The sequence below is a fragment of the Nostoc sp. UIC 10630 genome (genome assembly GCF_010747425.1).
Lineage (GTDB): Bacteria > Cyanobacteriota > Cyanobacteriia > Cyanobacteriales > Nostocaceae > Nostoc.
Genome location: NZ_JAAGOG010000126.1, coordinates 1 through 25,161 on the forward strand (window position 1 = coordinate 1; position 25,161 = coordinate 25,161).

Here is a 25,161-nt window from a genome sequence, read left to right on the forward strand (position 1 = left end):
CATGGTTCACTCTTAGACCGATATTTACCTCAGTATTATCTCGTAGTCTTTTTCAAAAATCAAATATGATTCCTATAGGATAGCCATCAAAAATAGCATAAGCAGTTGCTGATTCAGTTACTAGTTTGAGAGTTTTATGGGGATTACAGAATATACAATAATTAGATGAATTTCGCTGATGATTATAGTGTACATACTCATATACTTCCCGATATTCATCTAAACAAACTGAAGTAAAAGGAAGTTTGACAATACACTGACAGGTAGGCTTTTTATGAATATAATGCTCTCGAAAACCTTCTTTTTTGATATCTCTCCTTACAGCATAATAAGCTTTTCCTCCTGGTTTTAATAAGTGTGATATTTCCATAAGAACATTAGTTTGTTCTTCAGTAAATAAAACATTTAAAACATAAAAGCAAATTATTGTATCAAATTTAGTCTCAGGATATTCTGGAAAATAATAAGGGTCATAGCCTGTAATATCACAACCTTTTTGGCGCAATATTTTAACATCATTACCAAAGCCACAACCAAAGTCTAGTATTTTGCCTTGTAGAAGGTTTTGATTTAATAAAAACTGTGCAGGAAATGATAAATAACTTCTTTCGATCGCAGTAAGATGGCTGAACTGATTTTTCTGCTGTTTCATGGAATTTTGGTGCTGATATCCCAAAATTATTATTCCCAGCATTTGTTTAGGTTATGCGATGTCTACGATGGGGTACGCCTACGCATCAGGGTCAACACCTAGCTCACGTAACTTAGCTGCTAATATATCAGCACGCTGGCGTTCCTGTTCAGCGCGTTGGCGTTCTTGTTGGGCTTGTTCGCTGCTCCACAACAGTAAATTTCCTGCTGTATCCCACCAGCGCAGCCAATTCATAGTTTGGCATAATCTTTCACCTTGCCAAATTCCCAGAAATAACTCTAATTCAGGAATCCAGTAGCGTCCATTAGCGTCTGCTTGCTGCAAAGTATATTGCCCATTTTGTAAGCACCGTATTTCTAGACTTGGTTCGTAAGGGTCGTAGGTTACGTAGGTTGGAACTTGGAGAATCTTTTCGTAATAATAGAGTTTACCGTAAGGCGGAGTTGAACGGACTGATAATTCTCCACCTTCTGTATCTGAGAGAAATTCCATCACTACAGCCACAGGCGCGCCTTCTAAATTTGGGGTGTAGCTGCGACGAACTACATTTGTTCCCACAGACTGCACTTGAGGGACATAAAACCAATCAGGGGCTTTGACAACGATTTTTTTGTTGACTGTGGCTACAAGCCCAAAGTTAGAGCCAATCAGCATTTGAGGTTGGATGCGCCCTGTACTTCCCAAAGCATCGGTAAGCGCAGCAGCGATCGCAGGTTGTTGGATATTTTCCACTGGATCGTCTGGTAAAATGAAGTCGGCTGGAAGTGCTTCCCAAGTAACAATTGGTTCTTTTTGGATGGGGTTAACTTGTAGAACCATAAAACTACTCCTAATATTCATGCACAGTATATAGTTATTTTTAACAAATCTTCAGTTTGCACATCTGTGTGATCGCAGCATATAAATTCAGATAATCTTAAGTTTTGGATGAATAGACTCGCACTGCCTAAAAACCTAGAAATCTAGAAAGATTTCTCAGACTGGTGTATATACTCGTAGTCAAGCACTTAGCAGGCGTGAACATTATGCTGGAATGGTTTATTAGCTGGATAGCAAGCAATGCCTTTCTGCATCGGAAATTTTTAGAATATTTCTGTGCTTGGGAGTTTGTCTGGCAGTTTGAGAAGGAAGGCAGTATTTCAATTGAGGATCTCAAAACTGAAGTTTTTGGCAAACACTGGCAAGATGAAACTTGGCATGAGGTATTGCGGCTAATTGCGGGAATGATTGATGCGAAATTTGTTGGTGAAATTCTTGATTACTTGATGGTGCAAGATGGTGAAGAGGAAAAATTTCTTAACTTGTTTTTAGCGGCTAAGTGTCTTGCAGAAGTTAGAAATCGCTCGGTAATTGCGTCAGTGGCTAATAAATTATTTGGCAAGGTAAAAGACTTAACCAAATATGACCTCTGGTATTATTACACCTATGACAACGCAGAAGAAACTGAGCTAGTTCAGGAAGTTCGCATTCAAGCAGTTGTAACAATCGCCTCAATTTGGAAAGATAACCGTGATGCCTTACACTGCCTTAAAGACCGCGCCACTGTTGATAATTATCAGTATGTGCGAGATGCAGCCATCGAAGCATTAGTCAGCAATTTCAAAGATGACCCAGACACCCGCTCGTTTCTCAAAGACCTCACTACTGCTGATAATAAAAACTATGTCAGATGTGCAGCCATCGAAGCATTAGCCAGCAATTTCCCAGATGACCCGGACACCCGCTCATTCCTCAAAGACCTCACCACTGCTGATGATGGAAATGTGCGGCGTGCAGCGATTAAAGCATTAGTCAGCAATTTCAAAGATGACCCGGACACCCACTCGATTCTCAAAGACCACGCCACTGCTGATAATCAATGGAATGTGCGAAGTGCAGCTATCGAAGCATTAGCCAGTAATTTCCCAAATCACCCGGACACTCGCTGGATTCTCAAAGACCGCGCCACTGCTGATAATCAATGGAATATGCGAAGTGCAGCAATCCAAGCATTAGCCAAACACTTCAGATATCAGCCTGAATTGTTTGAAATTTACTACAACTGCGCTGTCAATGACCCCTTTGAGCGTAAGCAAGACTATGAAACCAACCCTCGGCGCGTTGCACTGGAGATAATTATCAAGCAATTTCCTCAACATCCCCAGACTTTACCATTGTTGCATGACCTAGTAGAGAATGACCCAGATGGAAAAGTGCGAGAATTTGTTCAGAACAAGTTAAAGCAGTGGGGAAAGTAAATGTAAGCTGAGTATATGCCCAAGAAAATCAGAGAACTTAAAAGCTTGTTGCTACAAGCAGGGTTTACATACCGTCATGGGAAAGGTAGCCATACTAATTGGTATCATCCCCTACTATCTGGGAGAGTTACCATATCAGGTAAAGACGGGAATGATGCTAAAGCTTACCAGGAGAAAGATGTTAATAATGCACTTCAAAGGTTAGAAGAAATTAAAAAGGCTCAAGAGGAAGAACAAGAATGAATTCTCACTACACAATAATTATTCAGTGGTCTGATGAAGATGAGTGTTTTGTTGTGAGTCTTCCTGAATGGGGAGAGTTTTGTCATACTCACGGAGATACTTACGAAGAAGCTTTCAAAAATGCTCAAGAAGTTTTAGAAATGCTGATTGAATCATCTTTGGCTGACGGCCAACCTCTACCTGAGCCAAAAACACTAGAAAAGTCGTTAAAAGTAGCATAACTCTAAAGTGCGTAGTTTACCACCATAGGCATCGCTTGACACTCAAGACAATAGCTACACAGCTATCCATCTGAAAACTTCTGTATAAACAGACTCTCAAAATTCCTCAAGAACTTTTAGATATATTGAATGAATCATCTTGAGCAGATATTCATGGTGAACTGTTACCCAAACTGAAAACACGAGAACAGTAAAAAGTAGCAAAACTCCAAAAAAGCGATCGCTAAACATCACCCAAATAATCCTAAATTCTCGAAAATTACGCACCCAGAACACCGTCTAGCCGTAGTTACAGTAAACAAAGCCGACTTCGATCGCAACAATCAGATAGAAAGTAGTTTTCAATACACTTAGTCTAGTGTTAGCAGCTTTGTACATAGCGTAACAGAAAGGGCAGAGGTGGCATGAATGCAATTACAACAGGCACAACTTTTAGAGGAAACTCTCTGGAAAGCCGTTCTCAACCGAGATGCCACAATTGAGGGCAAGTTTTTCTACGGTGTTCGTTCCACAGGCATTTATTGCCGACCTATTTGCCCTAGTCGCAGACCAAATCGCAATCAAGTTTGTTTCTTCCAGTCAGCAAAAGAGGCTCAAAACGCAGGTTTTCGACCTTGTAAGCGCTGTCAGCCACAATTTGAAACAGTTCCAAATCCAGCCAGAGCGAAAATCTTAGCAGTATGTCGATACATTGAAGCACAAAGCGATCGCATCCCCACCCTCTCAGAATTATGCTCTCAGGTGGAAATGAGTCCTAGTTATTTGCAAAAGGTATTCAAGCAAATAATTGGTGTATCCCCTTTTCAATATGCAGATGCACTGCGTAGCCAACGATTAAAGCAGCGTCTCCAGTCAGGGGAGGAAATTGCTCATGCAGTTTACGACACGGGGTATGGTTCAAGTAGTCAAATTTATGAGAAAGCACCAAAGCAACTGGGAATGACACCAAAAATTTACCAACAAGCTGGAAAGACAATCAACATTGTCTATGCGATCGCTCCATGTCCGCTAGGATATTTACTGGTGGCAACAACAGACAAGGGGATTTGTGCCGTTAAACTAGGTGATGAAGCAGACAAACTCGAACACATCTTGAATCAAGAATTTCACCAAGCGCACATCATACGTGATGACCACATACACAAAGAATGGATACAAGGAATCCTCGATTTGATTGCGGGAGATGAAACACATCTCGACTTACCACTGGATATCCGTGGGACAGCATTTCAGAAACAGGTTTGGCAAGTATTGCAAAAAATTCCCTATAGCGAAACTCGTACTTACACTGATATTGCCCGTGATATTGCCAAACCCCAAGCAGTCCGTGCGGTGGGAAATGCTTGTGGAGCTAACCCGATCGCGGTAATTATACCCTGTCATCGGGTGCTGCGGAGTGATGGCAGTCTTGGTGGTTATCGTTGGGGGATTGAGCGCAAACAAAAATTACTTGTACAAGAATCGAAATCGATTAAAGATGACTCAAATACCTGAACTAGAATCATTGACTGAAGAAAGTCTCACCCGTGGTTTAATGGTGCTTGCCAATCTTGACAGCGATTTGGCTCGGATTTTAGAAACACTCGGGCCTCCACCAATATGGTCAAGAGAACCGGGTTTTGCAACGCTTCTGTGCATAATTCTGGAACAGCAAGTTTCCGTAGCAGCTGCAAGGGCTGTATTTAACCGTCTATGTGGGGTTATTGTACCGCTAACGCCAGAAAATTTTCTGACATTGGATGATGTTCAATTAAGAGGAATTGGATTCAGCCGGCAAAAGATTCTATACTGTCGTGGATTGGCGAATGCGATCGCAAACGATCAGCTTGACCTCAGCAAGCTGGAAATAATGGACGAAACTACTATCAGAACTGAGTTAAAGCGCCTCAAAGGTATAGGAGACTGGACAGTTGATATTTATTTACTCATGGCGCTGCAACGTCCTGATGTCTTTCCTAAAGGCGATTTAGCGATCGCGATCGCTTTGCAAAAAATCAAAAACTTGGCGACACGTCCAACACCAGTTCAACTGGAAGCAATGACACAGCACTGGCGGCCGTGGCGAGCAGTTGCGGCAAGACTTCTATGGCACTATTACCTAAGTAATCCTAAATAATTGCTCTTTTTCCTTTGGCGCACTTGGCGACTTTGCGGTTCGTATAATAAATATAAACTAAATGGTAGAAAACCAATTAAGCCTAACACCAGAAAAGTCTGATAAAACTTTAAACATCCTGCCGATAATCATAGTAATAATTGCATTATTAGCTTTATCTTCAACAGCAATATTTATTAAAATTGCTCTTAGAGAAATGAGCGCTACTGCTACATTATTTAATCGTTTATGGATAGCGACTATTATCTTTGGATTATGGAGTGGAATTAACCAAGCACGAACTCATATTAAAGATGATGAACCTGTATTACCACAGCAGCCTTATCCAATCAAAGAGATAGCGTTTTTAATAGCAGTGGGTCTAGTTCATGTATTAGGTCGATTATCTTGGACTTGGGCGCTAACCCAGACTGGTGCTGCTAATGCCAATGCGTTAGGTAGTCTCAATCCGCTATTTACTACATTAGGAGGATGGCTATTTTTTAATCAGATTTTTGGGCGCAAATTTATCATTGGTCTGATATTAGCTATAATCGGCGCGATCGCAGTTGGATTTGAAGATTTATTACGCTCTAATAATAATTTTACAGGTGATGCTGTTGCCCTGATCTCGTCGATATTTTATGCAGCAAACTTTTTACTGATCGAGCAAATCCGCAATAAGTTTTCAATTATTACTATCCTTCTGTGGCGCTGTGTCATCGCAACTTCATTGATGATTCCAGTAGTGCTAATCTTTGAAAAACAACCTTTGCCAGTTACTTTGTCGGGGTGGTTAGTAGTATTTGCACTAGCTGCTATTTGCGAAGCTTTGGGTCATGGGCTAATTGTATACAGCTTGAAAACTTTTTCTTCAGGATTTATCTCTTTACTTTTGTTACTCAATCCAGTGATTGTTGCTATTCTTGCTTGGATACTTTTCTCGGAAAACTTGAGTATTTTTAACTTGCTAGGGTTGGCATTAATTTTAGGGGGTATATATTTAGCAATTTCTAATAAAGAATCTATCAAATCTAGCGTTAGTCCCCCCATACAATCTCTACAAGAAAGTGAATCTTAATAAGTTCGTAGTAAGGACTTTAGTCCTGATTTTCTAAGAGGCTGTTTTAAAAGTCCTCTTATCGGTAGTAAAACGTTCTAGATCCCCCTAAATCCCCCTTAAAAAGGGGGACTTTGATTCCGGTTCCCCCTTTTTTAAGGGAGGTTAGGGGGGATCAATAAGTGCCTAAAATCACAGCCACCCACTTTTCAAACATCCTCTAAACACTAAAGTCTTTACTACAAACCCTCAAAATAACTCTAATACTTGCGTAATCTCGGTGATAAATCGGTTACAGTCTCCCCGTGAAGACTCGTTCAGCTGGGCCTGTCATGTAAACCCGTTGGTCGATTTCTGACCATTCAATTTGCAAGGGGCCACCAGGTAATTCTACAGTGGCGGTGCGATCGCATTTCCCGGTTAACACACCAGCCACTAAAGAAGCGCAAGCACCAGTCCCACAAGCTAATGTAATCCCAGCACCCCGTTCCCACACCCGCATTTTCAAATAGTCAAGGCGTACCACTTGAATAAATTCAGTATTTATGCGTTGGGGAAAAGCTGGGTGATGCTCAAATTTCGGGCCTATGCTTTCTAGTTCAATTGCTGCTACATCTTCCACAAAGGTAATGCAGTGAGGATTTCCCATACTTACACAAGTTACTTCCCAAGTTTTCCCCGCCACCTCCAACGGCTGAGAGATTACTTTTTCTTCAACAGGTGCAAGAGTGGTAGGAATTTCGCCAGCGAGTAATCTGGGTAAACCCATGTCTACTTTAACTAGACCATCAGATAAGAGTTGGGGAGTCATTACACCACCCAAAGTATGAATGCGATATGAATCTTTATTCCGGGATTCACCTTCTAAATCTGCCAAAAAGCCAGCTAAACAGCGAATGCCATTGCCACACATTTCTGGTTCTGAACCATCAGAATTAAAAATCCGCATGGTGTAGTCAGTGCCATTTTCTCCAGGTAGGGCAAAAATTACACCATCAGCACCGATACCAAAATGGCGATCGCACAACTTGATGGCTTGCTCTGGAGTCAATACAGGCAAAGATGACGAGCGATTGTCAATTAGAATAAAATCATTGCCCAGACCATGATACTTAGTAAATTCGATTGCCATTTTCTCAAGGATGAATTATCAAGGATTAGTTACTCTTTATTTTGCCTTGTAGGTTCATCTTTACTAAAAATGCTTACCGAATTTGACACCACTTTACCCAGTATTAGACAAGTCCAAAACCTGATTAAACAAACAACGCCAGTAGAATTAAAGCTGCTGACTCAAGATGTACTCATAGGAAAGGTTGTATGGCAAGACCCACAGTGTATCTGTATTGCTGATGAAAACAGTCAGCAAATCACTGTTTGGAAACAAGCGATCGCATACATCAAACCGAAAACAAGTCAGGAATAGAATTTTGCTTGCGATCGCTATAAGATTTTGGTTAGCGATCGCTCGTTTGTATACAATACACCCTAGTATCATGATTCATTCGGTGAGCGATTTATGGTTTAGCCCCTCCTGAATTCTGCTTGATAAGAGAAAATCAATGCGAAAGTTCCCAATCTTGCAACATCAAAATAGCATCTCTATACAAAGACAAATCCACCTGGTGGACTTCTATTCCCTGCCCAATTCCTTCTAGAAGAGTGATTGTCAAATTTCCTCCCAAGTGTTCGCGGAACTCAGTAAGCCCCCTAAATAGACAATCGGGATGGTCTAGTTGATCTAATTGCTCTGTAAGCGCTGATACATACAATGTAAACCCCAATTTATTGAGTGTATGTAGAACACTTTGCCACTCAGATTTCAAGAGTTGACCTGTTAAATATGAATAGGTCGTATCCAAAGCAATACCGATCGCTACAGCTTCACCGTGACGTAAACTGTAATTAGTTAAATGCTCCAGTTTATGAGCAGCCCAGTGCCCAAAATCCAAAGGACGCGATGAACCCATTTCAAATGGATCGCCGCCACCAGCAATATGCTCTAAATGCAACTGCGAACAGCGATAGATCAATCTTTCCATTATGTCCATATCCCGATTAGCCAATTTATCGGCATTAGTCATAATGAAATCGAAGAAATCTGCATCTTTAATCAGCGCTACTTTCACCGCTTCTGCAATACCCGATCGCCAATCTCGATCGTCAAGGCTAGTCAGAAAATCAAAGTCATTTAAGACAGCATAAGGCGGCATGAATGTACCCAAAAAGTTTTTCTTGCCGAAAGCATTGATTCCGTTTTTTACCCCTACACCCGAATCGTTTTGGCCTAATACTGTTGTCGGTACTCGTAGCAGCCGAATTCCTCGATGAGCCGTTGTTGCTGCGTATCCTACCATATCTAGGACGGCTCCACCCCCAATTGCTAAAACGTAGGAGTGACGGCACAATCCTGCTGCATTGATTCGCTGATGAATTTGATCTATAAATCTAGAATCATTCTTAACTCGTTCTCCACCAAGAACTACTATCGGCTCACCGCTCAGTGTTAGTACATCTTCATAATACTGAGCATAGACTGATAATTTTTTTAGTAAGCCATCCTGGTACTGTAAAAATCCTCCATCTACTACAGCTAGTACTTGCTTTGGAGTTGTTTCCCCATCTGCGGCAATCACTTGTGCAAATAAAGGATTATCTAACTGAAACAGACCTCTAGTGAAGTGAACATCATAGTTGAAGGTCACGCGGACACATTGGTTAATTGGTTGCAGATTAAGAGCAGTTTTTTGTTTAATAACCATTTCAAGTATTATTATTTTTTAGTAACTGTGCATATATCCACTATTGGAATTGAAATTGAAACTAAATTCAAGATAATGAACCATCAAATACTTCAGCATTTAAATGATTTGCTAGACAGCTAAAATTATTAAATTAATCATAATTTTCAAGTGTATTTATCCTGGACTACAAAGTTGACAATAATATTAATTTACAACTTTATTGATGCCTATCGTTTATATCTGAAGTTAGCAATGGATATTCTTATTTAGATAAGATTCTAATTTTTTTCCGTAAGTTAATTCTAGAGTTTATCTAATTAAAATAGCATCTTTACAATATCTTCTCCAAAATCGGGAAAATTTTATAGATTCAGTAAAGTTACGAACTCAGTAGTATATTATTAGCTGTTTTAAACACAAAGTATCAAGTTTAGTGGTAGATTTTATACTTAGTTGTCACAAAAAAGTTGGGCAACTTCTCCTGAAATTTATCATGAGTAAAGTAAACAAGTTACTGCATCACTGGCTGTCAAAGTCTGTTTCAGAGAAAGCTTTTGCTTGGCTGGAGCAGAAGCAGGCACAAATTTCTAGCGGCGCTGCTGAAAGAGTTTTTTTCATGGCATTTAGTGCTGTACCGCGTTATCTAGGTAAACAGGATTTGCAGCTAACATTCCAGGACTTGGAAGCAGTAGAAGATGTGATTCCCGGTTGGTATCCTGGTAATTGGAGTGTAGATCAAGCAGGTCGCACACTCTTGCTTCTAGCTTTGCCCCACGATGATGCTGAGGGCTATGTGCGATCGCTCGATCAAGTCTTCTCCACTGCCGATATGGGGGAGTTAGTTGCTCTTTATCAAAGTTTGCCGCTGTTAGCACATCCAGAGTTACATCGCCATCGCGCTGCTGAGGGAATTCGCAGCAATATGAGTAATGTATTCCAAGCCATAGCACTACGTAACCCTTATCCAGCGAATTATTTAGACAATGCTGCTTGGAACCAGATGGTACTGAAGGCTGTGTTTGTCAGCAGTCCTTTGCATCTAATTTGGGGACTAGACCAACGTGCTAACCCAGAATTAGCGAAGATGTTAGCAGACTATGCCCATGAACGTTGGGCAGCTAAACGCTCAGTTACGCCAGAACTTTGGCGACCTGTAGGGCGGTTTGCGGATAGTGCGATCGTTACAGATTTGGAAAAAGTACTGGCTAATGGGGATACAGCCGAACAAGAAGCCGCAGCGTTAGCTTGTGCTGAGTCTCCTTTACCCCAAGCGCAAGCATTACTTTCTCGTTACCCAGATTTACAGTCATCCATTCAACAAGGTAATCTGACTTGGAACAATTTTAGCCGTGATGCCTGCGGCAAGCTGCGCTAACGCCTCTTTGTTTACAAATAAAAGGGAGTGGCGAGTGGGGATGAGGGAGAAATCAATTCAAAATTAAAGTACTTCTGCCTCCTGCCTTCTGCCTCCTGCCTCCTCTTTCCCAATGCCCAATCATTAAAACCATGATGTATATCGATCCTCACATTCACATGTGTTCCCGTACTACTTACGATTACTTAGTAATGCGGGAATATGGCATTGTCGCCGTTATTGAACCAGCCTTTTGGTTAGGACAACCCCGAACGAATGCTGGCTCCTTTAAAGACTACTTCAGTAGTCTTGTCGGCTGGGAACGCTTTCGTGCTAGTCAGTTTGGCATCCAACACTACTGTACAATCGGCCTAAATCCGAAAGAAGCTAACAATGAAGCGCTAGCAGCTGAAGTTATGGAACTGCTACCACTTTATGCTTGTAAAGAAGGAGTTGTTGCCATTGGTGAAATTGGCTATGACGACATGACAGAAGCAGAGGATAAGTACTTTTGTCAACAGTTAGAATTAGCCAAAGAACTCGATACCTTGGTACTAATTCATACTCCTCATCGCAATAAGAAGGCGGGTGCTAGTCGGAGTATGGATCGCTGTATTGAATATGGTTTAGATCCTTCACAAGTAGTTATCGATCACAATAACGAAGAAACCGTTGAAGAAGTATTAGGACGTGGCTTTTGGGCGGCTTTCACGATTTACCCACAGACGAAGATGGGTAACGCCAGGATGGTAGAAGTTGTACGTAAATATGGATGCGATCGCATCATTGTAGATAGTAGTGCTGATTGGGGTATTAGCGATCCTTTGGCAGTCCCGAAAACGGCTCAGTTGATGTTAGATAGGGGCATTCCTGAAGAACATGTACGAGCAGTTTGTTATGAAAATGCCCTAGCTGCTTACAGTCAAACTGGGCAGATGAAAGCTTCAGATTGGCTCAATCCTCAATCTATCGATCAACGTCAAATGTTCAGTGGTAATTCTGTGCTACGGGGACAAGAACCAGGAATCAAATCAGTTTCAGATTTTGTGTTGATTGAGTAAAAAATTGGCAGTGAGGAGTGTATAAATATCTGGTTAATCTGTAATATGCGGTTTATTTTGAGAAATACTAGACACGGAGGCAGATAAGTGAATGTTGCAAGCTTAAATTTTCAAAGTTGGCGGGGTTATCTGGAATTGATGCGTCCCGCTAATATTGTTACTGCTTGGGCAGATATTCTTCTAGGTTTTGCTGCTTCTGGTTCTGGGATTATTTTTGTTCAATTAATGAATGGAGAAGCAAGTTTTTCCATACTAATTCCATTAGCTTGGTTGTTATTGGCTACAACTGGCTTATACGGTGGCGGTATAGTTTTTAATGATGTTTTCGATGCAGAATTAGACGCAAAAGAACGACCAAATAGAGCAATTCCCAGTGGTCGCGTATCTCGTCAAAATGCTACTTTATTGGGGAGTATACTGTTTACAATCGGGATTATAGCTGCTTTTCAAGTATCGTTATTGAGTGCTGCGATCGCTATCTTCATCACTCTTTCATCTCTTTTGTATGATTCACTTGCCAAACATCATCCTTTTTTCGGCCCTTTAAATATGGGTTTGTGCCGTGGCAGTAACTTATTATTAGGTGTAAGTGCTGTACCAGAAATAATCGGAGAACGGTGGTATTTAGCGCTGATTCCTGTTCTTTATATTGCTGCTATTACCGCAATTAGTCAGGGTGAAGTTCACGGTGGTAAGAAGATTACAGGAGTACTCGCGCTACTGCTAATTGCAATAGTTTTGACGGCAGTTTTAGCTTTAGGATTATTAGAAGAGTATACAGCGATCGCAGCACTACCATTCGCTATTTTCTTAGCTATCAGAATCTTACCTAATTTTATCAAAGCGGCGCGGGAACCGATAGCCGAAAATATCCGAAATGCTGTGAAAATAGGCGTTTTATCTCTAATAGTCTTAGATGCAACAGTTGCATCTGGTTTTGCTGGTTTGTATTACGGTTTATTTGTTCTAATCTTACTACCAATTTCGATGAAGTTAGCAAAAGTATTTGCTGTTACTTAAATTTGGATGTATACACCCAGTAATACCATTAATTGGCTGTAGGGGCGCACATATATGCGCCCCTAGCCATGAATACGTAGCAAGTATTTTGTGAAATAGTTTAAGCCGAAGAAAACAGATTACATATACAAGGGATAGAGCTAGAAAATGAAAATTACAAAAAACAATAATTTTCACTTAACTTATTGCAGTAATATTCATCCTGGTGAAACTTGGCTAGAGGTTTTTGCCAATTTACAGAAGTATATTCCCGAACTCAAATCACGTTTATCGCCAACAGAACCTTTTGGTATTGGCTTGAGGTTAGCAGATGTTGCTGCAAAAGAACTTTTAGAAAGTAATAACTTGGCTCAATTCCAAACTTGGCTGACTCAACAAGATTTATATGTTTTCACCTTAAATGGATTTCCTTATGGCGGATTTCATAGACAGGTGGTAAAAGACCAAGTTTATGCACCAGATTGGTCTACACAAGAACGTGTTAATTATACATTAAACTTGGCACACATTTTAGCTAGTCTCTTACCTCAAGGGCTTGATGGCGGAATTTCTACACTACCATTATCCTATAAACCTTGGTGGGTAAAAGACCAAGCAACTTTTGAGACTGTTCTGAAAAAGAGTTGTTTGAACATAGCATCAGTTGTTGTAGAAATGATTCGCATCGGCCAAGAAACAGGCAAGATACTTCATATTGATTTAGAACCTGAGCCTGATGGTTTAATTGAAAATACTTCAGAAGTAATTGATTTCTATCAAAATTGGTTATTGCCAATTGGTGGTATTTATTTATCAGAAAAATTAAATATAGAGCAAAGTTTAGCAGAGACTAAATTGCTAGAACACGTTCGGCTTTGTTATGATACCTGCCATTTTTCAGTTGAATATGAGGAACCGCAATCTGTATTTACACGTTTGCAATCGGCAGGAATTAAAATTGGGAAGATTCAAATCAGCGCTGCAATTAAAGTAAAAATACCTGCTGAGGTTGAAAAGCGTAGTTTGATAGTTGAGCGTTTACGTCCTTTTGCAGAATCTACCTATCTTCACCAGGTAATAGAACGTCGTAGCGATGGTACACTGCATCACTATCCTGACTTAATAACTGCATTACCACATTTAGAGGAATCTTTAGCTGAAGAATGGCGCACTCACTTTCATGTCCCAATTTTCATTCATGATTATCAAATTTTGCAATCTACCCAAGATGATATTGCTACTGTTTTACATCTACTTCAGACAAATAATGCTTGCTCACATTTAGAAATTGAAACTTACACTTGGGATGTATTGCCGTCAGAAATGAAGATAGATATGCTGACTTCTATTCAGCGTGAATATGAGTGGATATTAAAAGAATTCGTCGCAAATTAAGAAGAAACTAAGTTTATGAAAAAAACAGTTGTTCTAAATGTCGTGGGATTAACGCCCAGTTTACTAGGAGAAAACACGCCGTTTTTATCTTCTTGGGCTGCTAAAGGGCAAGTGGCTCCCATTAAAAAAGTTCTACCTGCTGTAACTTGTTCTGTTCAGGCTACTTATTTAACAGGAAAATTGCCTAATGAACATGGAATTGTCGCTAATGGTTGGTACTTCCGTGATGAATGTGAAGTGAAGTTTTGGCGACAATCTAATAAACTAGTACAAGCTCCCAAAGTTTGGGAAATAGCTAAATCAATTGACCCAACTTTTACTTGTGCCAACCTTTTTTGGTGGTACAACATGTATTCTTCAGTAGATTATGCTATTACGCCGCGTCCAATGTATCCCGCAGATGGGAGAAAATTACCCGATATTTATACCCATCCTAGTGATGTGCGATCGCAAATTCAATCTGATTTAGGAAATTTCCCTCTGTTCGATTTCTGGGGGCCAAAAACTACCATTAGTTCTAGCCAATGGATTGCCAATTCCGCAAAGTGGATTGAGGAACGTTACAGCCCGACATTATCACTAGTTTATTTACCACATTTAGATTACTGTCTGCAAAAATTTGGTAACAATCAAACACAGATTCAAGCAGATTTGCGAGAAATTGATGCTGTTTGTGGCGATTTGATTGAATATTTTGAAGCACACAACACTCAGGTAATTATTCTTTCTGAGTATGGCATTACCCCAGTCTCCAAAGCTGTGGATTTGAACCGCGTACTACGGGAAAATGGTTTAATTGCTGTGCGAGAAGAATTAGGGCGAGAACTGCTCGATTTTGGCGCTAGCATTGCCTTTGCCGTTGCCGATCATCAAATTGCTCATGTATATGTCAACGATCCGACGTATATCCCGAAAGTGCGATCGCTTTTAGAAGCGACTGAAGGTGTAGCGCAGGTGTTGGATGAAGAGGGGAAACAAGCCTACCATCTCAATCATCCTAGATCGGGAGAGTTGGTAGCGATCGCACAATCTGACGCTTGGTTTACCTATTATTATTGGCTCGATGATGCCAAAGCGCCTGATTTTGCTAGAACTGTAGATATCCACCGCAAACCTGGTTACGATCCTGTAGAACTTTTCCTCGATCCACAAATAAAATTTCCTCAAGGAAAAATTGCTCTCAAGTTACTTAAGAAACAACTAGGTTTTCGCTACCTGATGGATGTAATTCCTTTGGATGCTTCCCTGGTGCGTGGCTCTCACGGTAATATCACCACTTCCTCAGATGAAGGGCCTCTATTTATCACCCATCAAAGTCACCTAATTGATGAACATCAAATTGAGGCGACAGATGTTTGTTCGTTGATTCTCAAACATTTAAATACCTGAAAGGCAGTCAACTTAGAGCCAGGGGGAATGGAATTCGCGCCTACACAAGCCTACTCCTTCCCTACGGGACGCTACGCGTAGCGTCTCGCAGAGAAGTCCACCTAAGAGAAAATTAAGGTTTTTTAACCCACGGAGGTGGGTTTTGCCTGTATAGACGCGGTTTCTAACCGCCCTTTTAGCTTCTACATCTTACCAAAATGCAAAAAAATTTATAGCAATTCATAATCATATCGAGTATGATTTGTATATAAACTCATAATGACTATGAATTAGATTGTTCTATCAGTAGGTATCCATCTACTGACTAAAATGTACTGTGGGCAATCTGAGTAACTTACATGGAGAGCTTCTTTAACCCATGACTGAACCCCAAAACTTGACAACTGCTGATGGTATTCCAGTTAGCGATAACCAGAACTCACTTACGGCTGGAGCGCGTGGCCCTGTATTAATGCAGGATTTCCACCTCATAGAAAAGCTGGCTCATTTCAACAGAGAACGTATTCCTGAAAGAGTTGTTCACGCTAAAGGTGCGGCTGCTCATGGTACTTTGACTATTACCAATGACATTACCCGCTACAGTAAAGCCAAACTTTTTTCTGAAATTGGCAAGAAAACGGAAGTTCTCTTGCGCTTTTCGACAGTTGGCGGAGAAAAAGGTTCAGCAGATGCCGAGCGCGACCCTAGAGGTTTTTCCCTCAAGTTTTATACTGAGGAGGGTAACTGGGATCTTGTAGGTAACAATACCCCTATTTTCTTCATCCGCGACCCTTTGAAGTTTCCTGATTTTATCCATACCCAAAAGCGCAATCCCCAAACCAATTGCAAAGATCAGAATGCAAAGTGGGATTTTTGGTCACTCAGCCCAGAATCGCTTCACCAGGTGACAATCCTCTTTTCAGATCGGGGAATTCCCAAAACCCATCGACACATGGACGGTTTTGGTAGCCACACCTTCAGTTTAATTAATGCTGAGGGCGATCGCGTTTGGTGTAAATTTCACTTTAAGACTCTGCAAGGGCATCAAACCTTGACGGAGGAAGAATCTGCTAAGATTAAGGGCGAAGATCCCGATCATGCGACTCACGATTTGTTTGAAGCGATCGCTAACAAAGATTATCCTAAGTGGCGGATGTGTATTCAGGTGATGACTGAAGAGCAAGCGGAAAAACATCCTGATAATCCTTTTGACTTGACCAAAGTTTGGAAACAAGGCGAATATCCTTTAATTGAAGTCGGGATATTAGAGCTAAATCGGAACCCTGAGAATTATTTCGCCGAAGTAGAGCAAGCCGCTTTTAGCCCTAGTGCAGTGGTTCCTGGCGTTAGTTTCTCTCCAGATAAAATGCTGCAAGCTCGAATTTTTTCTTACCCAGATGCTCAACGGTATCGCTTGGGTGGTAACTATCAGCAACTACCCGTTAACCAGCCCAAATGTCCAGTGATGCATTATCAGCGAGATGGCTTTATGGCATCGGGGAACAACGGCGGTAGCGTTCCTAACTATGAACCGAATAGTGCTGAGGGTACGCCCAAAGAAAATCCAGCTTATGCAGAACCACCTAGTCATTTAGGCGATGTCACAGTCGATCGTTACAGTCATCGTGAAGGAAATGACGATTACACCCAAGCAGGTAATCTGTATCGGTTACTAACTCCTGAACAGCAAGAGCGTCTTGCTAAAAATATTGTTGGTAGTCTCTCTCAAGCAAGGGAAGACATCCAAATGCGCCAACTTTGCCACTTCTTCCGGGCAGATATTTCTTATGGTCGTCGTGTAGCTGAAGGATTGGGCATTTCAATCGATCCATCAATGCTGGGTGCTACTGCTCAACCTGTAGGTAACTGGTAGCCTTATCCAATTTTGTGAGGTGGGCATCTTGCCCGCCTTAGAGGATGTTTGAAAAGTTCTTTTCTTGGTAGCAAAACGTTTTAGATCCCCCTAAATCCCCCTTAAAAAGGGGGACTTTGATTCCGGTTCCCCCCTTTTTAAGGGGGGTTAGGGGGGATCAATAAGTGCCTATAATCACAGCCAACCACTTTTCAAACAACCTATTAAAGCAAATTCATTTGATTAATTTACAAAATAAATCGAGGTAATTAAACATGAAATTAACAGCAACAGAGAACGGATTATTAATCCCTAAAGAACTATTAGGGGAAAACCAAAAGTTTGAGATTATTCAAGAAAATGGAAAAATTATTATTACTAGTATTAAACATACATCTTCTATTTGGGATTTAGGTTCAAATCCTGTGGAATGTGATGTAAAAGATGGTGCAATTAACCACGATCGCTATCTCTATAACCCGTTAACGGAGATAAAAGCCTCGTAAACGGAGCTAAAAGACTCGTGAACGAAGATAAAAGCCTCGTTGACGGAGCTAAAAGCCTCGTGAACGGAGCTAAAAGACTCGTTGACGGAGATAAAATACTCGTTAACGGAGCTAAAAGACTCGTTGATGGAGATAAAATACTCGTTAACGGAGATAAAAGCCTCGTTGACGGAGATAAAATACTCGTTAACGGAGTTCAGAGGCTCATTAAATAGATAAATAAAAATATTTACAGTAATTGCGATCGCACCCTTCGCAAAGCATATCGTAGAGAAGTAGTTTTAGGTTGTGCGATCACTTTATTTTGCTTTGCTGCATTTGCAATAACATTGTGTAATTAATTATGTTGCCTACTTATTAGACTGGGATTTGAATCCCAGGCGGGTAAGACACCCGGTGCAGATTACCCAAATTACTGAAACCAACGGGAGACAAAAGCCACCATTCTCCTGAATAAAGGCTGACGATTCCGCCGCAAGTCTGCCAGATTCTTACGGCAAGTTATTGTATTAGGGTGATTTGCTCCCAACCGTTGTTCAGCGATCTCCAAAGCTTGGATGTACAAAGGTTCGGCATCGCTGTACCTTCCCTGTGAATCGTAGAGGAATGCCAAATTGTTCAGGCTAGTTGCTACATCGGGGTGTTCATCCCCCAGCAGGCGTTTTGTCATGGACAAAGCTTCGATATACAAAGGTTCGGCATCGCTGTACCTTCCCTGTGAATTGTAGAGTAATGCCAAATTGTTCAGGCTAGTTGCCACGTCTGGGTGTTTATCTCCCAACAGGTGTTTTGTCATCTCCAAAGCTTGGATTAACAGGGGTTTAGCATCGCTGTATCTTCCCTGTGAGTAGTATAATCCAGCCAAGTTGTTTAAGCTCTCTGCCACATTCGGGTGTTCATCCCCCAGCAAGCGTTTTCTTATCTCCAAAGCTTGAATTACCAAAGGTTCGACATAGTTGTACCTTCCCTGTGATTTATAGAGTTCTGCCAAATTGTTCAGACTCTCTGCCACAGAGAGGTGTTCATTCCCCAGTAGACGTTTTCTTATCTCCAAAGCTTGAATTAACAAAGGTTCAGCATCGTTGTACCTTCCTTGGGAGTAATAGAGTCCTGCCAAATTGTTCAGGCTTGATGCCACATTCAGGTTTGATTCTCCTAAACATTTTCTAGTAACTGATAAACTTTGTTCACCCCAAGGCAAAGCTTGCTCATAGGCTCCTTTACCTGCGTAAAATCTAACCAAGCCCTCAAATGGTGAGATTAAATCCTCATCGCTTAACCAAGCTTTATAAACTGTAGCAACTTCCGCAAGGTGAGGAATGGCAAGAGTTGCTTGAGCAATATCTATAAGGGTGGGTCTCTCAGGAATATCTTTTGCTACGGCTACCATTGCTTGACAAAAGCCGCGCTTGAGTCGATCTGCTTCAGCTAACTCTTCTGACTTCTGCCGTAATAATTCCTGAATGAGTTCGTGAACTTGGTAAGTGTCCTCTGCCAATTCTTGCAGCAAATAACGCTCAACTAAAACAGTACAGCTAGCTTTAAAGTCAAATTCCAAATGGCTAGCACTTGCTGCTGATTTTACCAACCACCAAGGGATAGGAGCCAAAGCAAACAAACTCAGCAAACAACCTAATTTTTGTGCCTCTGGTTCTAAGTATTGCCAATTTAACTCAAAAGCTGCTGTTACGCCAGACTCGCCTGCTGATGCTTGCTTTTGTAGGCGTGCGAGAATGTCTGCTAGCATAATACTCTCCCTGGCTCTCGGCACTGTGCTGCTATTTGGTAAAGTCCAATAGGTACATAATCCACAAATCGGCAAAGTCTTTTAGCAAACTCTAATTCCTTTTCAACGCTATCTTTTCCCAGCAGGGTTGTTAATAATTCTAAGGCTGCATCTGGTGACAATTCACCTAATGGTAGTGATGGATATATTAACCCTGTGTTTTGACGAGTGGTAATTAACACCTTAAACCGAGAACGTTGGAGTGGTAGATAGGGTTGAATTTGCTTCCAGTCTTTGACATCATCAAATATTAATAAAACTTTGCCATCTTGCCAGTTATCCCAGCAATAGAAAACTCTACCCGCAGGACTGAATTGTTGAAGAGATTCAAAAATCTTGAAATCAAAAAACTTTTTGGAGATACCAAACTCTAATAGCTGGGTTCCCAAATCAGTTTCTTGGGGATTTAACCAACAACACCCGCCAGAAAAATCTCCCAAATATTGCTCTGAGTATTGAATAGCTAACTCTGTTTTACCCACGCCACCTTGACCAGTCACATCGGTAATAGCCACAATATCATTTGCTTGCAATAGCTGATGTAATTGTTCTATTTGCTCATCCCTCCCAACAAACTTACGAGCTTGACTCTGTTGGATATTATGCGGGATATCCAACGGGTTGAAATGATATTTTTCGATATCTCCATCCCAACTACGGGAATAAAAATAAGTCGGCAGTTGTTTTTTATCTAAACTGGTAAATCGTTGCTTAACTGCCTCAGCAACTTCCATCATATTCGGGGGGAAAGTCCCATTAGCTGCTGCTAAAGCCTCTCTCACGGCTTGAGAAAAGTATCCTGTTTTATTTTCAGAATTTACCTTAGCTTTTTCTCCTTCCCGCGTAGCGAGTAACACAAACTGTTGACTATCTGTCCTTGGCTGACCACTTAAAAAAGCTTTACTACCTAAGTTAGCTGGTCTTCCCTTCGGCTCTTTCGGCTCTTTCGACTCTAAAAGATAATTGGCACAGGCATCAATAATACAAATATGATTACGAATCTCAAATTTATTGGAACCCAACAAAACTAATAAAGAATTCAAATCTAAATTCTGCCAATTCTGTTTATTTGCATCAGCACAAAGCAACCGACGCTCTCGTTCTGAGGTAATCAAACCATGTCCCGCCCAAAAAATGTAGAGTAAATCCCCCGACTTTGGGGATAAAAAGTTAGTCACAATGTCGGAGATATTTTGCTCTGTTGCTAACTCTACAGTTAACCCACATTCCCCAATTAACTGATGATTTTCTTCCAGCGCTGATAAACATAACCGGATATTCTCTTTCGGTACACCGTGCTGATGCAGCCAATGAGCAAATTTCAGCGCGTCATCGGCTGGCCCTCCACCTGGCACGTTCCAAGCAGTTTCGTGGTACTTTTCAATACCCACAATTAACCCAAATGTCCGCTCAGGTTTAGCCATCAACTGCATGATGACCTAGCCTCTCACGTTATGGCGAAAATGACCTAACCCACTAGAGTGTGTTTTCAAACCTTTCTTGAAGCACCTGAGTCTTTGGAGATCCCCCCAACCCCCCTTTTTAAGGGGGGCTTTTAGAGTTTCTTTTTTCGCCTTTACAAGAGTTAGGGGGGCTTTTAGAGTTTTTTTTCTCGCCTTTACAAGAGGGGTTAAGGAGGCTTTTAGAGTTTCTTTTCCCCCCTTTTTAAGGGGGGTTAGGGGGGATCTTCGAGTTTGAAAACACTCCTTAACCCCCTTTCCTGCTAAAGAAGCGGGAAAATTTAAAGCCTCTCTCCTTTTAGAGGAGAGGTTTGGAGTGGGTTTTTCTAGATTCCGTAAAAAGTAAACCATTATGGCAACCTCGAAATAATCGCCTCCCAAGTTTTGGCATTTGTCCAATAAGCACCGTGGGAACGGGGAAACGGTTGTCTACTATCCACTACCACATCCTGCACTCGCTCAGGGAAAATTCTATTACCCACGTAACTGAGAAAATCTCGTAAATCGTAGATATTCAACCATTGCGGGAAATGCTCTGGCAATAACTGCCCATATTCTAAGCTGTAGAGGGCGTTAATCTCATATAAAAATGGTGCTTGGGAACCAACTGTTACCAATAATTTCACCTGAGACAATTGCTGCTGCACTAGCAAATCTACACAAGCGATGCCTCCCAAGCTATGAGCGATTAAAACCACTGGCGGTTCTGCTTGGGCAATTTGTTCCTGGATAAATGCCCTGATTTTTTCACCCCGTGTCTGATACAACAAAATATCACCAGGCATAGGCGAAATTTTATCAGTTAGCTCAAGGCGGTTTCCTCTGACATAATTGGTTCCGCCGTACTGTGCTAGTTCAACAAATGGCTTTAATAACCAGCCAACTAATCCTAACTCCGCCTCTCCCAAAGCCAGAGTCAGCAATTCCACAACATCATCCCGCAATTGGGCATCGGTGAGTATGGGGGGAAATTCTTCTTGCTGTTCGCTAATAAACATAGCTTGAGCCACAATTGCTCTAGCTATTGGTGCATAATATTCACTCAAATCAGATTCGGAAACCGTGAGCAACGCCCGTTGATACGGTTCACTGTGGATAACCGCCTCTCGTGCTGGCTCAAATACCTCTGCAATTCCCGCCTCTTGCAACTTAGCTTCCAGTTGAGATCCCGGAGTGAGACTGGCTACACGAGATTGTAAAATATCCCCTGGTTCTTCCCCAAAGGGATTTCCTGCCTCAACAGGTTTCAAGGACAACAGCCGTAATTCATACAGAGGGTCGCGGTATAATTGCCCCCACAGTACAATCTCTGCGTCTTCTTCTCCTTGAGATAAAGCCAGTGTCGCATTCTCCAAGGGTACTGATGCCCGATTATCATTGAACTTTGCACCTAATACACCCCAAAGGCAGGGAGCAACTTTGATATCAGGACGTTGGGCGTGAATCTTTTGCTCAATTATTTGAAAGGTTTCGTTGTATTCTCGTTCCCTAATGCCTGTGCCATGTACAAATATTACGGTGGTCAAGTCGCTTCGCTCCAATTAAAAATTAAAAATTATTAATTAAAAATTGCAAGATGCTCTCTACAAGATGCTGCGCGAATATGGGAGAGGTTTCCTCCTGCCCCCTTCATTCACTTGGCTTATTAAATACTTCTAAAATCTGTCGGCAAATTTGTTTGAGCTTATCCTCGATTTCATCAGAAGGCGAAGATGCGCCGACAACATTCCAGTTTTCTACCGTAGAAAGTCGCCACGCTTCACCGCGATGATCGAATCCAGCTACCTCCACGCCGATCGCCCGCCGGGAATTATTGATGGGATCTTGATAAAATCGGATTTGAATTAAAATGCTACGACTTCGCCAAGATTTGCTAATACCAGGAAAGTGAAAGCCAATATCTATAGAATCTGGATCGACTAACTCCCTAGTTTCCGGGTCATTTTTCCAGGGTTTGAGATCAGATTTGGCATCAGGAAACTCAAATTTGAACAAGTTAACCACCGTAGCAATGTTGCTGGCGAGTTCAAGGTTCGTTGCCTGTTCAGCTGCATTCACTAAAAAACACTCCTATAATTGCGTCGGCATCTTCGGGGATGTGAAGATAGAAAAACCGCCAGAAGGCTTATATTATTGGTGTTTCAGCTTATCAAGACCTTTGAGATTTAGCAACTCTAAATCAGACTTCCCTAACAATCGTTGTTACTAACAAATGTGAAAAATAGCTTCTCGTTGGGACTGTCTAACACCTCTTAAGTAATTGTACTTAAAAAGTCCTCAAAAGCAGATGAAACTCTGCCCTTTATAAAAAATATTCGGATTGTCTGCAAAATCCTTGGCAGACAAGAACGATAAATTGCACTAGCGACGATCTAAAATGACACTGTGAATCGGTAAACAAAAAGCAATTAAGTTCATTGTCATGGCGCGTCAACGCTCGATTTTTTCATTTGTTTTAGTATTATTGGCCACATTCCTCATGAGTTGTGGCGGCCCTAGTGCTTCAGTAACACCTCCAACTTACACAGCAACTCAACTTGAAAGAATTCAGGCTTATGTTCCTGAAATTCAGGCTGTGCGCGATCGCTCAGATGAGTTGAAAACCTTAATCCAAAAAGGTGATTGGATCAATGTGCGTAACTTTATACATGGGCCCATAACAGAAGCAAGGCTGCACCTGACTTATGTCACTTCCAACCTTCTGCCCAAAGACCAACCCACAGCCCGTCAGATAACGCGAGATTTGTTTAACGACCTAGTTAAGCTTGATAAAGCTACTAGTGCTAGCAATCCTCTAGTTGCCTTGAATCAATCCCAAGCTGCTTTCACAGACATTGACAAATTCCTCGACCTGCTTCCTAAAAAAGAAGAAGGTTAAAAGTTAGAGACGCGATTAATCGTGTCTGTACAAGAGTTAGGAGTTAGAGACGCGAAAAATTTGTGTCTGTACAGGAGTTAGGAATTTTAAATTTTTAACTCCTAACTCCTAACTTCTCACTTCAAGCACAAGTCATGAATGTAGTTATTATCGGTTGTGGTGTAGTTGGGGCTGCGATCGCCTACGAACTGAGTCTAGTAAAAGGGCTGAAAATCACAGTTTGCGATCGCCAACCACCAGCACAAGCTTCCACGGGCGCTGCACTTGGCGTTTTGATGGGCGCAATCAGCCAAAAAATCAAGGGCAAAGCTTGGCAGATGCGACAAACCAGCATCCAACGCTATGAAACTTTGATTCCAGAACTAGAAGCTTTAACAGGTCGCAAAATCCCTTTTAATCGTCAGGGAATTCTCAGTCTTGGTTTGGCAGAGGAGAATTTAGCAGCATGGGAAAAACTTGTAGAAATTCGCCACTCTCAAGGCTGGCATTTAGAAATATGGGATACGGCTAAACTCCAGAATATCTGTCCTCAAGTGGATTGTGAAAAAATTACTGGCGCTGTCTATTCTCCCCAAGATCGTCAACTCGATCCAACTGCTCTCACATTAGCTTTAGTTGAGGCCGCCCAGCAAAACGGTGTAACTTTCAAATTTGGCGTGACTGTTTTGGATGCCTCAACCTCAACATCTGAATTTTGCTATCAACTTGAGACCACAGAAGGAAAAATAACCGCAGATTGGTTTGTAATTGCTGCGGGGCTAGGTTCAACCCCGCTAACGGCAAAATTAAATCAGACAATTGATATCCGCCCCGTACTTGGGCAAGCGTTGCAAATGCGTGTAGGGCATCCATTAGGCAATCCCGACTTCCAGCCAGCGATAACGGGTAATGATGTGCATATTGTTCCTGTAGGCGGCGGAGATTATTGGATAGGCGCAACTGTGGAATTTCCCAGCAATGGAAATGAGATACCGCCAAATCAAGAACTGTTGGAATCTGTTAGAAAACAAGCGATCGCATTTTGCCCAGAATTAGCCACAGCAACAATTATTCGCACTTGGTCAGGTTTACGTCCCCGTCCTGAAGGTCGTCCAGCCCCAGTTATTGGTAAGTTATCAGGGTTTAGTAATATCCTCCTAGCTACCGGACACTATCGCAACGGCGTTTTGCTAGCACCCGCCACAGCTTATGCAATTCGTGAGATGATTATTTCTCAAGGAATAGGGGGATGAGGGAGCAGGGGAAGCAGG

General features: G+C 41.6%; 24 protein-coding genes and 1 pseudogene. 17 read left to right on the plus strand and 8 right to left on the minus strand.

What is annotated here, in order from left to right; all coding sequences use genetic code 11:
• Positions 1-73 precede the first annotated feature (73 nt).
• Together G1O98_RS24825 and G1O98_RS24830 are read right to left on the minus strand one after the other, a co-directional pair.
• Positions 74-652 (minus strand): annotated as a pseudogene (locus G1O98_RS24825) (methyltransferase domain-containing protein); the annotation flags it as partial.
• A 78-nt stretch (positions 653-730) separates the two neighbouring features.
• Positions 731-1,471, minus strand: coding sequence for a Uma2 family endonuclease (locus tag G1O98_RS24830; RefSeq protein ID WP_163933247.1), 741 nt, complete (start codon positions 1,469-1,471; stop codon positions 731-733).
• A gap of 206 nt (positions 1,472-1,677) precedes the next feature.
• Here G1O98_RS24830 and G1O98_RS24835 point away from each other — a divergent pair, with 206 nt between their 5' ends.
• From G1O98_RS24835 to G1O98_RS24860, 6 genes are all read left to right on the plus strand, one after another.
• Entirely contained in the window at positions 1,678-2,889 is a 1,212-nt protein-coding gene (locus G1O98_RS24835; protein ID WP_163933250.1) for a HEAT repeat domain-containing protein, read from the plus strand.
• Between the two features lie 15 nt (positions 2,890-2,904).
• Positions 2,905-3,132, plus strand: coding sequence for a type II toxin-antitoxin system HicA family toxin (locus G1O98_RS24840; RefSeq protein ID WP_163933253.1), 228 nt, complete (start codon positions 2,905-2,907; stop codon positions 3,130-3,132).
• Positions 3,129-3,353: a type II toxin-antitoxin system HicB family antitoxin gene (locus G1O98_RS24845; protein WP_163933256.1), complete on the plus strand. Its 225-nt coding sequence runs from the start codon at positions 3,129-3,131 to the stop codon at positions 3,351-3,353. The genes G1O98_RS24840 and G1O98_RS24845 overlap by 4 nt, the downstream gene beginning before the upstream one ends.
• Positions 3,354-3,761: 408 nt before the next feature.
• Positions 3,762-4,847 carry a bifunctional DNA-binding transcriptional regulator/O6-methylguanine-DNA methyltransferase Ada gene (gene ada, locus G1O98_RS24850; RefSeq protein WP_163933259.1) on the plus strand — a complete coding sequence of 362 codons (1,086 nt, stop codon included), beginning with the start codon at positions 3,762-3,764 and terminating at the stop codon, positions 4,845-4,847.
• Positions 4,831-5,469, plus strand: a complete 639-nt coding sequence (locus G1O98_RS24855) for a DNA-3-methyladenine glycosylase 2 family protein (RefSeq protein ID WP_163933262.1) — start codon at positions 4,831-4,833, stop codon at positions 5,467-5,469. The genes ada and G1O98_RS24855 overlap by 17 nt, the downstream gene beginning before the upstream one ends.
• 61 nt (positions 5,470-5,530) lie before the next feature.
• Positions 5,531-6,529, plus strand: coding sequence for a DMT family transporter (locus G1O98_RS24860; protein ID WP_163933265.1), 999 nt, complete (start codon positions 5,531-5,533; stop codon positions 6,527-6,529).
• Between the two features lie 271 nt (positions 6,530-6,800).
• Here G1O98_RS24860 and dapF read toward each other — a convergent pair whose 3' ends face one another.
• Positions 6,801-7,640: a diaminopimelate epimerase gene (gene dapF / locus G1O98_RS24865; RefSeq protein WP_163933268.1), complete on the minus strand. Its 840-nt coding sequence runs from the start codon at positions 7,638-7,640 to the stop codon at positions 6,801-6,803.
• A 69-nt stretch (positions 7,641-7,709) separates the two neighbouring features.
• On the opposite strand from dapF, the gene G1O98_RS24870 reads away from it, so the two are divergent.
• Positions 7,710-7,934, plus strand: coding sequence for an RNA chaperone Hfq (locus G1O98_RS24870; protein WP_163933270.1), 225 nt, complete (start codon positions 7,710-7,712; stop codon positions 7,932-7,934).
• Positions 7,935-8,067: 133 nt separating this feature from the next.
• Here G1O98_RS24870 and G1O98_RS24875 read toward each other — a convergent pair whose 3' ends face one another.
• On the minus strand, positions 8,068-9,270 hold the full coding sequence (locus tag G1O98_RS24875; protein ID WP_163933273.1) for a 3-dehydroquinate synthase: 1,203 nt from the start codon (positions 9,268-9,270) through the stop codon (positions 8,068-8,070).
• Between the two features lie 475 nt (positions 9,271-9,745).
• On the opposite strand from G1O98_RS24875, the gene G1O98_RS24880 reads away from it, so the two are divergent.
• The 8 genes from G1O98_RS24880 to G1O98_RS24915 all read left to right on the plus strand — a co-directional run bounded on the left by G1O98_RS24880 (position 9,746) and on the right by G1O98_RS24915 (position 18,002).
• Positions 9,746-10,627, plus strand: coding sequence for an EboA family metabolite traffic protein (locus G1O98_RS24880; RefSeq protein ID WP_163933276.1), 882 nt, complete (start codon positions 9,746-9,748; stop codon positions 10,625-10,627).
• Between the two features lie 131 nt (positions 10,628-10,758).
• On the plus strand, positions 10,759-11,667 hold the full coding sequence (locus G1O98_RS24885) for a TatD family hydrolase (protein WP_163933279.1): 909 nt from the start codon (positions 10,759-10,761) through the stop codon (positions 11,665-11,667).
• A gap of 87 nt (positions 11,668-11,754) precedes the next feature.
• Positions 11,755-12,687: a UbiA-like protein EboC gene (gene eboC / locus G1O98_RS24890; RefSeq protein WP_345940592.1), complete on the plus strand. Its 933-nt coding sequence runs from the start codon at positions 11,755-11,757 to the stop codon at positions 12,685-12,687.
• A 147-nt stretch (positions 12,688-12,834) separates the two neighbouring features.
• Positions 12,835-14,061: a metabolite traffic protein EboE gene (eboE, locus tag G1O98_RS24895; protein WP_163933282.1), complete on the plus strand. Its 1,227-nt coding sequence runs from the start codon at positions 12,835-12,837 to the stop codon at positions 14,059-14,061.
• A gap of 15 nt (positions 14,062-14,076) precedes the next feature.
• A complete protein-coding gene (locus G1O98_RS24900; protein WP_163933285.1) occupies positions 14,077-15,450 on the plus strand; it encodes a nucleotide pyrophosphatase/phosphodiesterase family protein in 1,374 nt (457 codons plus the stop codon).
• Positions 15,451-15,808: 358 nt separating this feature from the next.
• Positions 15,809-17,302: a catalase gene (locus tag G1O98_RS24905; protein ID WP_163933288.1), complete on the plus strand. Its 1,494-nt coding sequence runs from the start codon at positions 15,809-15,811 to the stop codon at positions 17,300-17,302.
• A 254-nt stretch (positions 17,303-17,556) separates the two neighbouring features.
• Positions 17,557-17,787 carry a hypothetical protein gene (locus tag G1O98_RS24910; RefSeq protein WP_202985822.1) on the plus strand — a complete coding sequence of 77 codons (231 nt, stop codon included), beginning with the start codon at positions 17,557-17,559 and terminating at the stop codon, positions 17,785-17,787.
• A 17-nt stretch (positions 17,788-17,804) separates the two neighbouring features.
• Positions 17,805-18,002 (plus strand): hypothetical protein, encoded by a 198-nt coding sequence (locus tag G1O98_RS24915; protein WP_163933244.1) that lies wholly within the window; start codon positions 17,805-17,807, stop codon positions 18,000-18,002.
• 197 nt (positions 18,003-18,199) lie between these two features.
• Here G1O98_RS24915 and G1O98_RS24920 read toward each other — a convergent pair whose 3' ends face one another.
• The 4 genes from G1O98_RS24920 to G1O98_RS24935 form a co-directional block, all read right to left on the minus strand.
• Positions 18,200-19,534: a tetratricopeptide repeat protein gene (locus G1O98_RS24920; protein WP_163933291.1), complete on the minus strand. Its 1,335-nt coding sequence runs from the start codon at positions 19,532-19,534 to the stop codon at positions 18,200-18,202.
• Complete coding sequence (locus tag G1O98_RS24925; protein WP_163933294.1) at positions 19,528-21,006, minus strand: caspase family protein; 1,479 nt, start codon at positions 21,004-21,006, stop codon at positions 19,528-19,530. The genes G1O98_RS24920 and G1O98_RS24925 overlap by 7 nt, the downstream gene beginning before the upstream one ends.
• Positions 21,007-21,383: 377 nt before the next feature.
• Positions 21,384-22,559, minus strand: a complete 1,176-nt coding sequence (locus tag G1O98_RS24930; protein WP_163933297.1) for an alpha/beta hydrolase — start codon at positions 22,557-22,559, stop codon at positions 21,384-21,386.
• Between the two features lie 103 nt (positions 22,560-22,662).
• Positions 22,663-23,091 (minus strand): hypothetical protein, encoded by a 429-nt coding sequence (locus tag G1O98_RS24935; RefSeq protein ID WP_163933300.1) that lies wholly within the window; start codon positions 23,089-23,091, stop codon positions 22,663-22,665.
• A gap of 364 nt (positions 23,092-23,455) precedes the next feature.
• On the opposite strand from G1O98_RS24935, the gene psbQ reads away from it, so the two are divergent.
• Positions 23,456-23,911 (plus strand): photosystem II protein PsbQ, encoded by a 456-nt coding sequence (gene psbQ / locus G1O98_RS24940; protein WP_163933304.1) that lies wholly within the window; start codon positions 23,456-23,458, stop codon positions 23,909-23,911.
• Between the two features lie 134 nt (positions 23,912-24,045).
• Positions 24,046-25,143 carry an FAD-dependent oxidoreductase gene (locus G1O98_RS24945; RefSeq protein WP_163933308.1) on the plus strand — a complete coding sequence of 366 codons (1,098 nt, stop codon included), beginning with the start codon at positions 24,046-24,048 and terminating at the stop codon, positions 25,141-25,143.
• The last annotated feature ends 18 nt before the right edge of the window (positions 25,144-25,161 follow it).